Raw genomic sequence first — 14,137 nt, 5'->3', positions numbered from 1 at the left:
GAAGCCCCCCGGCGGAAGGAACTCACTCAGTGCCACGGGAGCAGGCCGCCCCGCGCGAGGGCCTGGAGGAGCAGCTCGGACGCCTCGAAGGCGCGCCGTACGGCCGCTACAAAGGTCTGGTCGGCACCTGGAGACTGCCCGGTGACGGCCGGTCCGGCGCGACGCTGCGGCTGGTACGGGCCCAGGCAGACCCCTTCGCTCCGCCGGCGCGGGCCGCCCTCCACCTGCCGCCGGATGCCGCCGCGTTCCCCGCGGAGCTGTGGGCGACGCCCGTGCGCCGCCGGGCGCTGGCGAGCTTCCTTGCCCGGCGCGCCGCCGAGGCCGCGCACGGCGAGAAGTCGCTGCGCGTCGACGCGGGCGGCCAGGAGGTGCTGGACCGCAGCTCCTGCACGGTCGGCGCCGACGGCGGTGTGACGCTCCGCTTCGGCCTGGCCCTGCCGGGCAAGGGCCGCCGCATCGACGCCCGCTACGCGCAGCGCCTGATGCGCCGCACCGTGCCCCGCGTGGCGGAGCGCGCACTGCGCTACGGGGCTCTGGACGCGGCGGCCGTACGGGAGTTCGTGGAGACGGTCGAGGACTCCGACGCACTGCGCGCGGCCCTGCCCGGGCTGGGCCTGGTGGCGTTCGTCGCCGACGGCGCGGTGCTGCCGCGCGGCAGCGGCGTCGACGACCGCCCGGCGAGCGGCCCCGGAGTCGTGCCGTTCCTCTCGCCGGAGAACCTGCGGGTGACGGTGGAGCTGCCGCACGCGGGCACCGTCACCGGCATGGGCCTGCCGGAGGGCGTGAGCCTGGTCGTCGGCGGCGGCTTCCACGGCAAGTCCACGCTGCTGCGCGCGCTGGAGACGGGCGTCTGGGACCACGTACCGGGAGACGGCCGCGAACGCGTCGTCTCACGGCCCGAGACGGTGAAGCTGCGGGCCGAGGACGGGCGACGGGTCGAGCGGGTCGACGTGCACGCCTTCGTCGACCACCTGCCCGACGGCTCGGACACCACGGACTTCTCCACGGACAACGCCTCGGGCTCCACCTCGCAGGCGGCGTCGCTCTGCGAGGCCGTCGAGGCGGGTGCGCGGGTGCTGCTCATCGACGAGGACACCGCCGCCACGAACCTGATGATCCGCGACGCCCGCATGCAGGCGCTGGTGGCGAAGGACCGCGAGCCGCTGACCCCCTTCGTGGACTCCGTACGCTCACTCCACCGCGACCACGGCGTCTCGACGGTGCTCGTCATGGGCGGCTCCGGCGACTACCTGGAGGTCGCGGACCGGGTGCTGATGATGGACGCCTACCGTCCCTCGGACGTCACGGCGCGCGCCCGCGAGGTGGCTTCCGTGCCGACGGGGCGGCACGCGGAGGCCGAGTCGTTCCCTGCTGTCGTGCACCGGGTCCCCGAACCGTCCTCCCTGGAGGCCGAGTCGCGCGGACGCAGGCGCGTACGCTCCCGCGGAGAGGACGCGCTGACGTTCGGCGAGCACGAGGTGGACCTGCGGTCCGTGGAGCAGATCACCGACTCCCGGCAGGTGACGGGCATCGGCCTCGCCCTGGAAATCATGGTGCGCCGCGGCCACGTGGACGGCGAGCGCACCCTCGCCGAGGCGCTGGACCTGCTCGACCGGGACCTGGCACGCGGGGCGGAGTCGTTGCTGGCGGTGCGGGACGAGGACTTCGCCGTCCCGCGCCGCTTCGAGACGGCCGCCGCCCTCAACCGCCTCCGCGGCATGCGCGTCCACCGCCAGTCCCCGCTGCCGGCCGGGAACGGGGCGGGCGCATGACCGTCGACCCGGGAATGAGGACGGTCACCACCTGGTACCTGGAGCAGACCGCGCCCGGCGACCTGCGGGAGGCCCCGGGGCCCGAACCCTCGGCCGGCGTCCGGATCGTGCGGGCGCAGGTGCCGAGCGCCGAGTTCAGCCGCTTCCTCTACGCGTCCGTCGGAGCGGACGTCGAGTGGACGGACCGGCTGCCGTGGCCCGGCGCGCGGTGGCAGGAGTGGCTGGAGCGTCCGGGCGTCGAGACGTGGGTCGCCTACGAGCGGGGCACCCCCGCGGGATTCATGGAACTCGACGGTGCGAGCCCGGACACCTCCGCGCGTGCCACGCGTCCGGGCCGGGCCGTGGAGATCAGCTACTTCGGGCTGCTGCCGGCCTTCCGTGGGCGCCGCATCGGCGCGCACCTCCTCGGGTTCGGGGCCGCGCGGGCCTGGGACATGGCGGAGCGCTGGCCGGACAGGGAGCCGACGAACCGCGTGTGGCTGCACACCTGCACAAAGGACGGGCCGCACGCGCTGCGCAACTACCAGCGGCGGGGGTTCCGCATCTTCGCCAAGGAAGTCGCGCAGGAGCCGGCCGCGCCCGCAGCGAACGCGTCGGCAACACCCGCGTCCGCGGGTCAGGGCCCGGCCCCAGCAGCTCCCCTGGTGCCGCGCCCGGACCGACGGGAGCCGTCGCAGGGGTCCCGACCTGCGGATATGTGAGCGGCGACACCTCGTCTCATAGAGCGAGACAATTACGTCCGTGATATGGACGGCAGTGGACTGCCCGTTCCGCGCCGTGCGAGGCTTCCGTCATGTCTCGCGCTGGAATCGCCTTGGTGAGTCGACGCCACGTCGACCTCGGCCGCATGTCCAGCGCCATCTGTCAGGCGGGCTGACAGTCCCAGCACCGCCGACACACCTGCCGCCCTCACTGACGCGGGCGCGCCCACTCCCCGCTCGAACCGCATCGGCCCTGCCTGCCCGTGGCCGCACGTCATCGACGTACGCGCAGGTCAGGGACTGCTGAGCGACGCCCGCCGCCCAGGATCGTTCCCGAGACCGGCCGCGCCCCCGGCACGGCGCCCGCACCGGGAACCCCAAGGACGCCCCGAAGGACGACCAACATGGCTGACACCTCCAAGCAGCCCGCTTCCGCCCCGAGCCGGCGCAAAGCCGGCCGCCACCGCGGCGAAGGGCAGTGGGCCGCTGGGCACTTCACTCCGCTCAACGGCAACGAGCAGACGAAGAAAGACGACGACGGTCTCAACGTGCGGACACGCATTGAGACCATCTACGCGCACCGCGGCTTCGACTCCATCGACGGGGCGGACCTGCGCGGACGGATGCGCTGGTGGGGCCTCTACACGCAGCGGAAGCCCGGCATCAGCGGCGGCAAGACGGCCGTCCTGGAGCCGGAGGAGCTGGACGACGAGTACTTCATGCTCCGCGTCCGCATCGACGGCGGGCAGCTGACGACCCGGCAGCTGCGCGTCATCGGCGAGATCTCGCAGGAGTTCGCGCGCGGCACCGCCGACATCACCGACCGGCAGAACGTCCAGTTCCACTGGATCCGCATCGAGGACATGCCGGAGATCTGGCGGCGGCTGGAGGGCGTCGGCCTGTCCACGACGGAGGCGTGCGGGGACACGCCGCGCGTCATCCTCGGCTCGCCGGTGGCCGGGATCGCCGCCGACGAGATCATCGACGGCACGCCCGCCATCGACGAGATCCACCGCCGCGTCATCGGCAATCCGGCGTACTCGAACCTGCCCCGCAAGTTCAAGACCGCGGTCTCCGGTTCGCCCCTCCTCGACGTCGCCCACGAGATCAACGACGTCGCGTTCGTCGGCGTGGAACACCCCGACCACGGCCCGGGCTTCGACGTGTGGGTCGGCGGCGGTCTGTCCACCAACCCCAAGCTCGGGGTCAGGCTGGGCGCCTGGGTGCCGCTCGACGAGGTCGCCGACGTGCACGAGGGCATCGTCTCCGTCTTCCGCGACTACGGCTACCGGCGTCTGCGGACCCGGGCCCGCATCAAGTTCCTCGTCGCCGACTGGGGCCCCGAGAAGTTCCGCCAGGTGCTGGAGGACGAGTACCTGCTGCGCAGGATGGCCGACGGGCCCGCGCCGGAGAAGCCTGTGCAGCAGTGGCGCGACCACATCGGCGTCCACCAGCAGAAGGACGGCCGCTACTACGTCGGCTTCGCGCCGCGCGTGGGCCGCGTCGACGGCGGGACGCTGGCGAAGATCGCCGACCTCGCCGAGTCGCACGGCTCGTACCGCGTCCGAACGACCGCCGAGCAGAAGATGATCGTCCTCGACGTCACCGAGGACGAGGTGCAGCCCCTCACGGACGCGCTGGAGGCGCTGGACCTCACCGCCCGTCCCTCGGTCTTCCGACGGGGCACGATGGCCTGCACGGGAATCGAGTTCTGCAAGCTGGCCATCGTCGAGACGAAGGCGCGCGGCTCCTCGCTCATCGACGAACTCGAGCGCAGGCTCCCGGACTTCGACGAGCCGGTCACGATCAACCTCAACGGCTGCCCCAACTCCTGCGCCCGCATCCAGGTCGCCGACATCGGCCTCAAGGGCCAGCTCGTCACCGACTCGGACGGCGAGCAGGTCGAGGGCTACCAGGTGCACCTCGGCGGCTCCCTCGGCATGGAGCCGGGCTTCGGCCGCAAGGTGCGCGGCCTGAAGGTCACCGCCCGCGAACTGCCCGACTACATCGAGCGGGTGCTCCTCAACTTCCGCGCGCAGCGCGAGGACGGTGAACGCTTCGCCCAGTGGGCGGCCCGCGCGGAAGAGGGTGCCCTCAAGTGAGCGAGCCTCGGCACGCGGCGACGGCTGGACCGAGGAACCGCGCAGCGACGAAGGAGCGAGCAGTGACGAGGGAAGCCGACGCGTATGAGCGTGCCGAGGCTGAGCGGGGGACGGAGACACCATGAGCGAGCGAGCGGCACCGTTCTACTGCCCGTACTGCGGCGACGAGGATCTGCGTCCGTCCGACGCGGAGGCCGGGGGCGGCAAGGGCGCGGCGTGGGAGTGCGCCGCCTGCAACCGGGCGTTCCGGCTCGCGTTCCTCGGGCTGCTGGCCCGCGGCCTGGCCCCGGGGAGCCCCGCCGGCCCGGCGGACGCCTCCGGCCCGGGAGGCCCGGGCATCGACGGCGGACAGGACCCGGAAGGGGGCGTGACGCGATGACCACCGCTCAGCGGCACTCCGCGGCACAGCTGCGGCAGCTCGCGCTGGAAGCGGGACGCGAGCTGGAGGACGCGCCGGCGCTGGAGATCCTGCGCTGGGCCGCCGGGGCCTTCGGACGCCGCTTCTGCGTCACCTCGTCCATGGAGGACGCCGTGGTGGCGCACCTGGCCTCGCGGGTGATGCCGGGTGTGCAGGTGGTGTTCCTCGACACGGGCTACCACTTCCCGGAGACCATCGGAACGCGGGACGCCGTCGCCGCCGTCATGGACGTCGAGGTCGTCACGCTGACGCCGCGCCGGTCCGTCGCCGAGCAGGACTCGGAGCACGGCCCGAAGCTGCACGACCGCGACCCCGACCTGTGCTGCGCGATGCGCAAGGTCGCGCCGCTGGAGGAGGGGCTGCGGGAGTTCGACGCGTGGGCGACGGGCCTGCGCCGCGACGAGTCGCCGGCCCGCGCGGGAACTCCCGTCGTCGGCTGGGACCAGCGGCGCGGGAAGGTCAAGGTCTCCCCCATCGCCCGCTGGACGCAGGACGACGTCGACTCCTACGTCACCGAGCACGGTGTGCTCACCAACCCTCTGCTCTCGGACGGATACGCGTCCGTCGGCTGCGCCCCGTGCACGCGGCGCGTCCTCGAGGGCGAGGACGCCCGCGCCGGACGCTGGTCCGGTACGGGCAAGAGCGAGTGCGGGATCCATCTGTGAGCGCGGACGCGGAGACCCGGCTCGAGGACAGGGAGCGGGAGATGAACGGAACGGCCGAGGGCGCGACCGTCTGGCTGACGGGCCTGCCCAGCGCGGGCAAGACCACCATCGCGGGCGTGCTCGCCGGGCAGCTGCGCGCGGCGGGCCGCCGCGTGGAGGTGCTGGACGGCGACGAGATCCGCACGTTCCTCTCGGCGGGGCTCGGCTTCTCCCGCGAGGACCGCGACCTGAACGTCCAGCGGATCGGTTTCGTCGCCGAGCTGCTCGCGTCGCACGGCGTCATCGTCCTGGTGCCGGTCATCGCACCGTACGCCGACAGCCGCGAGGCGGTGCGCAAGCGCCATCAGGCGGCCGGCACCGGCTACTTGGAGGTGCACGTCGCCACGCCGGTGGAGGTCTGCTCCGAGCGTGACGTGAAGGGTCTGTACGCGCGGCAGGCGTCCGGGGAGATCTCCGGACTGACCGGCGTGGACGACCCGTACGAGGCCCCCGAAGAGCCCGATCTGCGGATCGAGGCCCACCGGCAGGGCGTGGAGGAATCCGCCGCGGCGCTGCGGGCGCTGCTGAGTGAGAGGGGACTGGTGTGACGACGGCGATCACGACGCTGGAGGAGAAGGACAACCCCTACGCGCTGTCGCACCTGGACGCGCTGGAGTCGGAGGGCGTGCACATCTTCCGCGAGGTGGCGGGGGAGTTCGAGCGCCCGGTGATCCTCTTCTCCGGCGGCAAGGACTCCATCGTCATGCTGCACCTCGCGCTGAAGGCGTTCGCGCCGGCGCCGGTGCCGTTCGCGCTGCTGCACGTCGACACCGGGCACAACTTCCCGGAGGTGCTGGAGTACCGCGACCGGGTCGTCCGGCAGCACGGGCTGCGCCTGCACGTCGCCTCGGTGCAGGAGTTCATCGACCGCGGCGAGCTGAAGGAGCGGCCGGACGGCACGCGCAATCCGCTGCAGACGGTGCCTCTGCTGAACGCCATCGAGACGTCCCGTTTCGACGCGGTCTTCGGCGGGGGCAGGCGCGACGAGGAGAAGGCGCGCGCCAAGGAGCGGGTCTTCTCGCTGCGCGACGAGTTCGGCGGCTGGGACCCGCGGCGTCAGCGGCCCGAGCTGTGGCAGCTCTACAACGGCCGGCACGCGCCCGGGGAGCACGTGCGCGTCTTCCCCCTGTCGAACTGGACCGAGCTGGACGTGTGGCAGTACATCGCGCGCGAGCGCATCGAGCTGCCCGCCATCTACTACGCGCACGAGCGCACCGTCTTCGCCCGGTCCGGCATGTGGCTGGCCCCCGGCGAGTGGGGCGGCCCCGGCGAGGACGAGCGTGTCGAGCAGCGCCTGGTCCGGTACCGCACGGTGGGCGACATGTCCTGCACCGGTGCCGTCGACTCCGACGCCGACACCGTCGAGAAGGTCATCGCGGAGATCGCCGCCTCCCGGCTGACCGAGCGAGGCGCCACCCGGGCCGACGACAAGCTCTCGGAGGCCGCCATGGAGGACCGCAAGCGCGAGGGGTACTTCTGATCATGAACTCACCCGCCACGCCCGCCGGTTTCGGCCCGCTCGACGACGCGCCGGCCGCGACGTCGCTGCTGCGCTTCGCCACCGCCGGCTCCGTCGACGACGGCAAGTCGACCCTCGTCGGACGGCTGCTGCACGACTCGAAGTCCGTGCTGAGCGACCAGCTGGAGGCCGTCGAGCACGCCTCCCGCAGCCGCGGCCAGGACGCCCCGGACCTCGCCCTGCTCACCGACGGCCTGCGCGCGGAGCGCGAGCAGGGCATCACCATCGACGTCGCCTACCGCTACTTCGCCACGCCCCGCCGCCGGTTCATCCTCGCCGACACCCCCGGCCACGTGCAGTACACCCGGAACATGGTCACCGGGGCCTCCACCGCGGAGCTGGCCGTCGTCCTCGTCGACGCCCGCAACGGCGTCGTCGAGCAGACCCGCCGGCACGCCGCGGTGGCGGCGCTGCTGCGCGTCCCGCACCTGGTGCTCGCCGTCAACAAGATGGACCTCGTGGGATACGACGAGGGCGTCTTCGCCTCCATCGCCGAGGAGTTCACGCGGTACGCCGCCTCGCTCGGCGTACCGGAGATCACCACGATCCCGATCTCCGCGCTCGCCGGCGACAACGTCGTGACGGCCTCGGCGCACATGGACTGGTACGGCGGCCCGACCGTCCTGGAGCACCTGGAGACCCTCGCCGTCACCGACGACCCAGGCGAGGACCCGGCACGCTTCCCCGTCCAGTACGTCATCCGGCCGCAGACCGCCGAGCACCGCGACTACCGCGGCTACGCCGGGCAGATCGCGTCCGGCCTGCTGCGGGTGGGCCAGCGCGTCAAGGTGCTCCCCTCGGGGGAGAGCAGCACCATCGAGGCACTGGACATGCTGGGCGAGTCCGTCGACGTCGCGTGGGCGCCGCAGTCCGTCACCGTGCTGCTGGCCGACGACCTCGACGTCTCCCGTGGCGACATGATCGTGCCGTCGGACGCGTCCGTCACCGCCGGCCAGGATCTGACGGCGACCGTCTGCCATCTCCACGACACGCCCCTGGAGCCCGGGGCGCGGGTGCTGCTGAAGCACACCACGCGCACCGTCAAGGCGATCGTGAAGGAGATCCCCTCCCGGCTGACGCTCGACGACCTCTCCCAGCACCCCGAACCGGGGCGCCTGGTGGCCAACGACATCGGACGCGTCGTGCTGCGCACGTCCGAGCCGCTGCCCGTCGACGCCTACGCCGACTCCCGCCGCACCGGCTCGTTCCTGCTCATCGACCCCGCCGACGGTTCCACGCTGACCGCCGGCATGGCGGGCGACGCCTTCGCCGAAGCCGTACGGGAGGCGACGGGCACCGCCGAAGCGGGCGCCGCCGCCCCGGACGACGACGGCTGGGACTTCTGAGGCCGCCGGCAGCCGCCGACGTGCCGAAAGCCCTCCGGAACGGACTCACCACCATGCACGCCGCCACACGACCCGCCCTCGTGGTCATCGCACACGGCAGCCGCGACCCCCGGCACGCCGCGACCGTCGACGCGCTCTGCGAGCGCGTACGGGCGCTGCGTCCCGGCCTGCGGGTGGAGACCGCCTACCTGGACTTCGACGCCCCCTCCGTGCCCCGCCTGCTGGAGCGGCTGGACGCGGAGGGCGTCCGGGACGTCGTCGCCGTTCCGCTTCTGCTCAGCCGCGCCTTCCACGCGAAGTCCGACATCCCGGCGGTGCTCGGCGAGGCGACCGCACGGCTGCCCCGTCTCGACGTGCGGCAGGCCGGCGTGCTGGGCCCGCATCCGTTCCTCCTGACCGCCCTGGAACGGCGGCTGAGGGAGGCCGGGCTGACCGGATCGTCGCCGGACGAGCGGAGTTCGACCGGAATCGTGCTGGCCTCGGCCGGCTCCTCGGACCCGGAGGCGATCGCAGCGATCGCACAGACCGCGCGGGAGTGGCGGCGCACCACAGGCTGGTGCGCCGTGCGTCCTGCGTTCGCCTCCGCCGCACTGCCCCGCACCGCCGACGCCGTCCGCGGGCTGCGCGCGGACGGCGTCGAGCGGGTGGCCGTCGCCCCGTACGTCATCGCGCCGGGGCGCCTCCCCGACCGCATCGCTGCCGGTGCGCGCGAGGCGGGCGCCGACGTGCTCGCGCCCGTGCTCGGCGCCGCCGGCGAGCTGGCCGAGGTGCTGGCTCTGCGCTACGAGGAGGCGGTGCGCCGGCCGGGCCGCGCGCACAGCCCCGTCGCACTCAGCGCCTGACGCCCGGCGCGCGGTCCGGCTCGTACTTGTAGCCGACCCGCCGCACGGTGACGATGCGCTCCCTGTGCCGCGGGCCGAGCTTGCGGCGCAGCCGGGCGATGTGGACGTCGACGGTGCGCCCGTCCCCCACGTGGCTGTAGCCCCAGAGCGCCGCGACGAGCTGCTCGCGTGTGTGCACGCGGTGCGGGTTGGCGGCGAGGTGGGCGAGCAGTTCGAACTCCAGGTAGGTCAGGTCGAGTCGACGGCCGTCTGCCTCCACGGTGTGCTGCTCCGTGTCGACGGTCAGCCCCTCCCCCGCGGGAAGCGGCGGCCCGGAGACCGCAAGGGGGTGCCGGGCCTCGCGGGCCGGGAAGGGTCTGAGCTCGGCCCGTACGCCCTCCGCGGCGAACAGCGCCTCGGGGTCCGTTCCTTCCGGAACGAGGACGAGGTAGCCGACGAGGGGCGGGACCGGTTCCTGCCGCGCTTCCTCCTCGACGACTCGGAGATGGCGCGCGGCGGCCGAATGGGCAGTGGAATGCGGGGAATTCATCGCGTGGCTCCTTCGGGAAAGCCTCGTAAGCGAAACGGCCCGGCGGCCCCACCGATCCGCGCCTTCCGCACTTCGGACTTCGCGGCTTCCGCGAGGATTCTCCCGCGCGGTATCCCGGCGGGGGCGCGCAGCTTCACACGGAACCGGACGTCAGGCGGCGCGGAATTGGTCGGGGAATCCGCCTGAAATCCGCCGGGAAAGGAATGCGCGACCGCCGATCGGCCGCGAATTCCCGTACGGGAGAAGGGGATCGACCCGCAGCGCGGGAGGGCTTCCGCCGGACACCGGCGGGCTTGCGCGCGAGGTGGAATCAGCCGGAGGTCAGGGCTCAGGAACCGGCGGCACAGATCGCGCTGGCGTGCCGTCGAAGGTCGACGTGCAGACGCGCGACAAGGTTCGCAGAATGATTCACAGAATGAGGATGCCAGCAATTCCCGTAAGCCGTCAACGAATTCCCCGGACGTCTCGAATGGCGGATGGGAGCCTTCTCGGAAGGCGGGCCGGCCGCTCTGCGGAGCCGCATTCCGGAACCTCGGGGGGCGTGCCCGGCGGGCGGCAGGAGGACGGGCAAGCAGGGGCACACAGAGAGCCGCCCGCCGCGGCCCTCAGGGGCCACGACGGGCGGCTCTGCCGCTCTCGTCGAGCGGATGTTGCTCAGGCGTTGCTCAGGGTTCCTACCAACCAGGGGTCAGGTACTACCCGTTGGAGATCGCCCTGTTCACTCGCCGACGTTGAGGAGCAGGTTCGGGGTCTCGCCGGTCGGGTTGGATATCTTGTCCTTCAGGGCACCGTCGGTCAGACCCTTGGCCACGTCGGCGGGCTTGGCGTCCGTGTTCGCGCCGAGGAAGAGCGCGGCGGCACCGGTGACGTGCGGGGCGGCCATCGAGGTGCCCGAGAGCGTCGCGGTGGCGTCGTCGCCGGTGTTGGTGGACGAGACGATGTCCACGCCCGGGGCGTAGATGTCGACGAGCGGGCCGTGGTTGGAGAAGTCGGCCTGCGCGTCCTTGTCGTCGCTGGCTGCGACGGTGATGGCGTCCTTCACACGGGCCGGGCTGCTGCCGTCGGCGTCCGCACCCTCGTTGCCCGCGGCGATGCCGTAGGTGATGCCGGCGTCGATGGACTTCTGGACGGCCGCGTCGAGCGCCTCGTCCGCCGGGCCGCCGAGCGACATGTTGGCGACGGAGGGGCCGTCGGCGTTCTCGGTCACCCAGTCGATGCCCGCGACGACCTGCTCGGTGGTGCCGGAGCCGTTGTCGTCGAGCACGCGGACGGCCACGATCTTGGCCTTCTTCGCGACACCGTGGTCGGTGCCGGCGACGGTGCCCGCGACGTGCGTGCCGTGGCCCTGGCCGTCGTCCGCGCTGTCGTCGCCGTCGACGGCGTCGAAGCCGTGCGTGGCGCGGTCGCCGAAGTCCTTGTGCGTGATGCGGACACCGGTGTCGATGATGTAGGCGGTGACGCCCTCACCCGCGGTGTCGGGGAAGGTGTACTTGTTGTCCGCCTCGGTGGGCTCCTGGTCGATGCGGTCCAGGCCCCACGACGGCGGGTTCTCCTGCGTCTCGTTGATCGTGAACTTGTGGTTCTGCACGACCTTGTCGACGCTGGAGTCACCGGCGAGCTCGCGGGCCTCCTGCGCGCTCAGGCCCTTCGCGGAGAACCCGTTGATGGCGGAGTCGTAGGTCTTGTTGACCTTGCCGCCGTACTGCTCGGCCAGGTCCTTGCCCTGCGCCTTGACGGAGTTGCCGCCCTTGCTGTCCTTCAGCATGACGATGTAGCTGCCGTCGATCGCGCCCTTGGCCTTGGTGCCGTAGACGTGGCCCTCGGTGGTGGAGGACGCGCCGGCGGTGCCCACCAGGGTGGCCGCGCCGATCACGGCGGCGGTGACGCCGACTGCCAGGGTGATACGGCGACGCTTCGCCGACTTCTCCGCATTGCTAGGCGTGTTGGTTGCCATGACGAGGGGTCCTCCTCGTGAGGTGTGGGGGGATGTATGTCTGTTTCGCGACCCGGACAGCTTGCGATGGTGATCCGCAACCGGGTGACTCGAAACACTGTCTGATTGATCCCCGGACCTCAAGCACTCTGAACTTGTGTGACATAAACAACTCCAGAGGCGCACGGCAAAGCGCCCTGTATCCCCCCAACTTGACCTGACGGCCCATCAGTTCGGTCAGATATCTGACCGCGGGGAGAACCCTCCGGTAACTTCGGCCCCTCCACTGGCAGCCCGTTCCGTGCCCCGGGCTCCCTCGAACGGCTCCCGCGGGCAGCGCGTGCCCGGACCCGCGAACCCGCCCGCCCGGCGGCGCCGTTCGGGATCCGGTTCGCTGCGTATAGGGAGTGACGGAGGCAGGTCCGCGCGGCCGGTTCAGCTCGCGAGTTCGGTCAGCCGCTGCACCGTGCGCCAGTTGCGGCCGGTCATCGTCATCCGCGGCCGCACCGCTTCCAGAGCGGCGGGAAGTCTACTGCGGCCCATTCCGTCCGGGAAGTAGCAGTACACGGCGCTGCCGACGTGCTCGAAGACGTCGGGCGCGAAGGACGAGGCGTCGACCGAGTCGAAGTGCCCCTTCGGCGGGGCCTCTTCAAGGAAGAGCACCAGCAGCTTCGCCGGGTCCAGCTCGGCGGCCGGGTAGGGGCACGCGGCCGCCACGGCGCGCAACTCCTCGGCGGTGCGCACCAGGCAGGGCACCTCGAAGCCGAAGTGCTCGGCGACGGCCCGCTCCAGCAGCGGGCCCGGATCCGCCTCGTCGGTGGTGAAGACCGCGTTGCCGCTCTGCAGGTAGGTCCGGACGTCGACCCACCCCAGCCCGGACATGAGCTCCCTCAGCCGTTCCATGGGGACCTTCTTGTGTCCGCCTACGTTGATCCCCCGCAGAAGCGCCGCATACGTAGTCATGTGCGGCAGCTTAGAAGAGCGGACCCCCCGCCTGCGGGAGGTCACGCACCCGGGCGCCGTTCTCCGCGCCCCTCAACTCCCCCTCGATGCACGGGTTTCCGCCATCCCGGCGGCACCGGCGAGGTGGCCCCGGAGAGCCTCCTCGATGAGGTCCGCGGCCTGCCGTGTTCCTCCCTCCGCGGCCACCGCGGCCTGCGCCTTCGCGCACCGCCCCGCGACCTCCGGGTCGCCGACGAGCGATTGCAGCGCCTCCCGCAGTGCCCGCGCCGTCGCCTCCTCCTTCGGGACGTGCCGGGCGACGCCGAGTGAGACGAGCATCTCCGCGTTACCGAACTGGTCGACGGCCTGCGGCACGGCGATCATCGGCGTCCCCGTCGCCATGCCCTCCTGGCTGCCCCCCGCGCCCGCGTGTGTCACGAAGGCATCCGCCTCCTTCAGCACGGCCAGCTGCGGTACCCACGAGTGGACTTCGACGTTGGCGGGAAGTGGCCCCAACTCCTGGGCGCGGACGTGCTTTCCGATCTGCAGCACCACGTGCCAGCCCTCCATCCCGCCGAAGGCCCGCAGGCACTCCCGGTAGAAGCCCGGTTCCCTGGTGAAGGCGGAGCCCAGCGAGATCAGCAGCACCCTGTCGCCCTCGGCGCCCGGCGGCCGTTGCCACCGCCCCTGGTGGGACCGGTCGCCCTGGCAGGCGCCGACGAAGGTGTACACGCTCTCGTCGACGCGGTCCGCGTGCGGCTGGAGCAGCCTGGGGATCAGCACGAGCGACCGGTCCGGCCGCCCCGCGAAGTCGTCCGGCCCCATCGGCATGCCGTTCTCGGCGAGCCACGCCGCGAATCTCTCGCGGTACGCCCTCCCCCGCGGGGTCGACATCAGCTCGGCCGTGAGGGCGGCGCCCACCTCCTCCTCATACCCCTCCCACGCCACGAGGTTGGGCGAGAGCTGGATGTGGGGCACGCCCCAGCGGTGGGCGAGCACCCGCGCGGGATAGGAGGTGATGTCCGAGAGCACCAGGTCCGGCACGTCCCCCTCGTACGCCGCGGCGAGCTGCGGGAGGGCCTGCCGTGCGTCCTCGAGGAACGGCTCGACGTGGTCGATCAGTTCGGTGCCCCACGCCGCGGGGTCGTCGTCCTCACCCGGGAGCGTCGAACGGTAGGGGCGCGGCTGCGCCCCGGTCCCGGCCACCAGATCGGCGAAGGCCGGCGGGATCGCGTACGTGACGCGGTGCCCGCGCGCGACGAGTTCGCGGACGACTTCGAGGCTGGGGTTCACATGGCCGTGTGCAGCGACGCTGAACATGGCGATGTG

The 14,137-nt window shown here is 72.2% G+C and carries 15 protein-coding genes; 10 read left to right on the top strand and 5 right to left on the bottom strand.

Annotated features, from left to right (window positions below; all coding sequences use genetic code 11):
• Positions 1-29 precede the first annotated feature (29 nt).
• The 10 genes from IEY56_RS27570 to IEY56_RS27530 all read left to right on the top strand — a co-directional run bounded on the left by IEY56_RS27570 (position 30) and on the right by IEY56_RS27530 (position 9,404).
• Positions 30-1,772 carry an ABC-ATPase domain-containing protein gene (locus IEY56_RS27570; RefSeq protein ID WP_189040008.1) on the top strand — a complete coding sequence of 581 codons (1,743 nt, stop codon included), beginning with the start codon at positions 30-32 and terminating at the stop codon, positions 1,770-1,772.
• Positions 1,773-1,786: 14 nt separating this feature from the next.
• Positions 1,787-2,473, top strand: a complete 687-nt coding sequence (locus IEY56_RS27565; RefSeq protein ID WP_373292206.1) for a GNAT family N-acetyltransferase — start codon at positions 1,787-1,789, stop codon at positions 2,471-2,473.
• Between the two features lie 92 nt (positions 2,474-2,565).
• Entirely contained in the window at positions 2,566-2,649 is an 84-nt protein-coding gene (locus IEY56_RS29165; protein ID WP_373292205.1) for a putative leader peptide, read from the top strand.
• 228 nt (positions 2,650-2,877) lie between these two features.
• A complete protein-coding gene (locus IEY56_RS27560; RefSeq protein WP_189040006.1) occupies positions 2,878-4,575 on the top strand; it encodes a nitrite/sulfite reductase in 1,698 nt (565 codons plus the stop codon).
• A gap of 121 nt (positions 4,576-4,696) precedes the next feature.
• The gene (locus IEY56_RS27555) at positions 4,697-4,954 is read left to right on the top strand and encodes a hypothetical protein (RefSeq protein WP_189040027.1); all 258 of its coding nucleotides are present in this window, start codon (positions 4,697-4,699) and stop codon (positions 4,952-4,954) included.
• Entirely contained in the window at positions 4,951-5,658 is a 708-nt protein-coding gene (locus IEY56_RS27550; RefSeq protein ID WP_189040005.1) for a phosphoadenylyl-sulfate reductase, read from the top strand. The genes IEY56_RS27555 and IEY56_RS27550 overlap by 4 nt, the downstream gene beginning before the upstream one ends.
• A gap of 41 nt (positions 5,659-5,699) precedes the next feature.
• A complete protein-coding gene (cysC, locus tag IEY56_RS27545; RefSeq protein WP_189040024.1) occupies positions 5,700-6,245 on the top strand; it encodes an adenylyl-sulfate kinase in 546 nt (181 codons plus the stop codon).
• Positions 6,242-7,177 (top strand): sulfate adenylyltransferase subunit CysD, encoded by a 936-nt coding sequence (cysD, locus tag IEY56_RS27540; protein ID WP_229712250.1) that lies wholly within the window; start codon positions 6,242-6,244, stop codon positions 7,175-7,177. Before cysC ends, cysD begins: the two co-directional genes overlap by 4 nt.
• A 2-nt stretch (positions 7,178-7,179) precedes the next feature.
• A complete protein-coding gene (locus tag IEY56_RS27535) occupies positions 7,180-8,562 on the top strand; it encodes a sulfate adenylyltransferase subunit 1 (protein ID WP_189040004.1) in 1,383 nt (460 codons plus the stop codon).
• 53 nt (positions 8,563-8,615) lie between these two features.
• Positions 8,616-9,404 (top strand): sirohydrochlorin chelatase, encoded by a 789-nt coding sequence (locus tag IEY56_RS27530; protein ID WP_189040003.1) that lies wholly within the window; start codon positions 8,616-8,618, stop codon positions 9,402-9,404.
• Here the strand turns inward: IEY56_RS27530 and IEY56_RS27525 are convergent.
• The 5 genes from IEY56_RS27525 to mgt all read right to left on the bottom strand — a co-directional run bounded on the left by IEY56_RS27525 (position 9,394) and on the right by mgt (position 14,128).
• On the bottom strand, positions 9,394-9,933 hold the full coding sequence (locus IEY56_RS27525) for a winged helix-turn-helix domain-containing protein (protein WP_189040002.1): 540 nt from the start codon (positions 9,931-9,933) through the stop codon (positions 9,394-9,396). The genes IEY56_RS27530 and IEY56_RS27525 overlap by 11 nt on opposite strands.
• Positions 9,934-10,261: 328 nt before the next feature.
• The gene (locus IEY56_RS29160) at positions 10,262-10,456 is read right to left on the bottom strand and encodes a putative leader peptide (RefSeq protein WP_373292204.1); all 195 of its coding nucleotides are present in this window, start codon (positions 10,454-10,456) and stop codon (positions 10,262-10,264) included.
• A gap of 195 nt (positions 10,457-10,651) precedes the next feature.
• Positions 10,652-11,887 carry a S8 family peptidase gene (locus IEY56_RS27520; RefSeq protein WP_189040001.1) on the bottom strand — a complete coding sequence of 412 codons (1,236 nt, stop codon included), beginning with the start codon at positions 11,885-11,887 and terminating at the stop codon, positions 10,652-10,654.
• Between the two features lie 414 nt (positions 11,888-12,301).
• Entirely contained in the window at positions 12,302-12,829 is a 528-nt protein-coding gene (locus IEY56_RS27515; RefSeq protein ID WP_189040000.1) for a DUF1697 domain-containing protein, read from the bottom strand.
• Between the two features lie 72 nt (positions 12,830-12,901).
• Positions 12,902-14,128, bottom strand: coding sequence for a macrolide-inactivating glycosyltransferase (gene mgt, locus IEY56_RS27510; protein WP_189040022.1), 1,227 nt, complete (start codon positions 14,126-14,128; stop codon positions 12,902-12,904).
• Positions 14,129-14,137 lie beyond the last annotated feature (9 nt).

Origin of the sequence: Streptomyces daqingensis (assembly GCF_014645895.1) — a bacterium.
GTDB lineage: Bacteria > Actinomycetota > Actinomycetes > Streptomycetales > Streptomycetaceae > Streptomyces > Streptomyces daqingensis.
This window is presented reverse-complemented; position numbering and strand designations above follow the sequence as displayed.

What these genes read in the sequence shown, in the direction of transcription:
- cysC (WP_189040024.1), top strand. Translation starts at nt 5,700, where the DNA reads ATGAACGGAACGGCCGAGGGCGCGACCGTCTGGCTGACGGGCCTGCCC.
- IEY56_RS27535 (WP_189040004.1), top strand. Translation starts at nt 7,180, where the DNA reads ATGAACTCACCCGCCACGCCCGCCGGTTTCGGCCCGCTCGACGACGCG.
- IEY56_RS27560 (WP_189040006.1), top strand. Translation starts at nt 2,878, where the DNA reads ATGGCTGACACCTCCAAGCAGCCCGCTTCCGCCCCGAGCCGGCGCAAA.
- IEY56_RS27515 (WP_189040000.1), bottom strand. Translation starts at nt 12,829, where the DNA reads ATGACTACGTATGCGGCGCTTCTGCGGGGGATCAACGTAGGCGGACAC.
- IEY56_RS27525 (WP_189040002.1), bottom strand. Translation starts at nt 9,933, where the DNA reads ATGAATTCCCCGCATTCCACTGCCCATTCGGCCGCCGCGCGCCATCTC.
- IEY56_RS27550 (WP_189040005.1), top strand. Translation starts at nt 4,951, where the DNA reads ATGACCACCGCTCAGCGGCACTCCGCGGCACAGCTGCGGCAGCTCGCG.
- IEY56_RS27555 (WP_189040027.1), top strand. Translation starts at nt 4,697, where the DNA reads ATGAGCGAGCGAGCGGCACCGTTCTACTGCCCGTACTGCGGCGACGAG.
- IEY56_RS29160 (WP_373292204.1), bottom strand. Translation starts at nt 10,456, where the DNA reads ATGCGGCTCCGCAGAGCGGCCGGCCCGCCTTCCGAGAAGGCTCCCATC.
- IEY56_RS27520 (WP_189040001.1), bottom strand. Translation starts at nt 11,887, where the DNA reads ATGGCAACCAACACGCCTAGCAATGCGGAGAAGTCGGCGAAGCGTCGC.
- IEY56_RS29165 (WP_373292205.1), top strand. Translation starts at nt 2,566, where the DNA reads ATGTCTCGCGCTGGAATCGCCTTGGTGAGTCGACGCCACGTCGACCTC.
- mgt (WP_189040022.1), bottom strand. Translation starts at nt 14,128, where the DNA reads ATGTTCAGCGTCGCTGCACACGGCCATGTGAACCCCAGCCTCGAAGTC.
- IEY56_RS27565 (WP_373292206.1), top strand. Translation starts at nt 1,787, where the DNA reads ATGAGGACGGTCACCACCTGGTACCTGGAGCAGACCGCGCCCGGCGAC.
- IEY56_RS27530 (WP_189040003.1), top strand. Translation starts at nt 8,616, where the DNA reads ATGCACGCCGCCACACGACCCGCCCTCGTGGTCATCGCACACGGCAGC.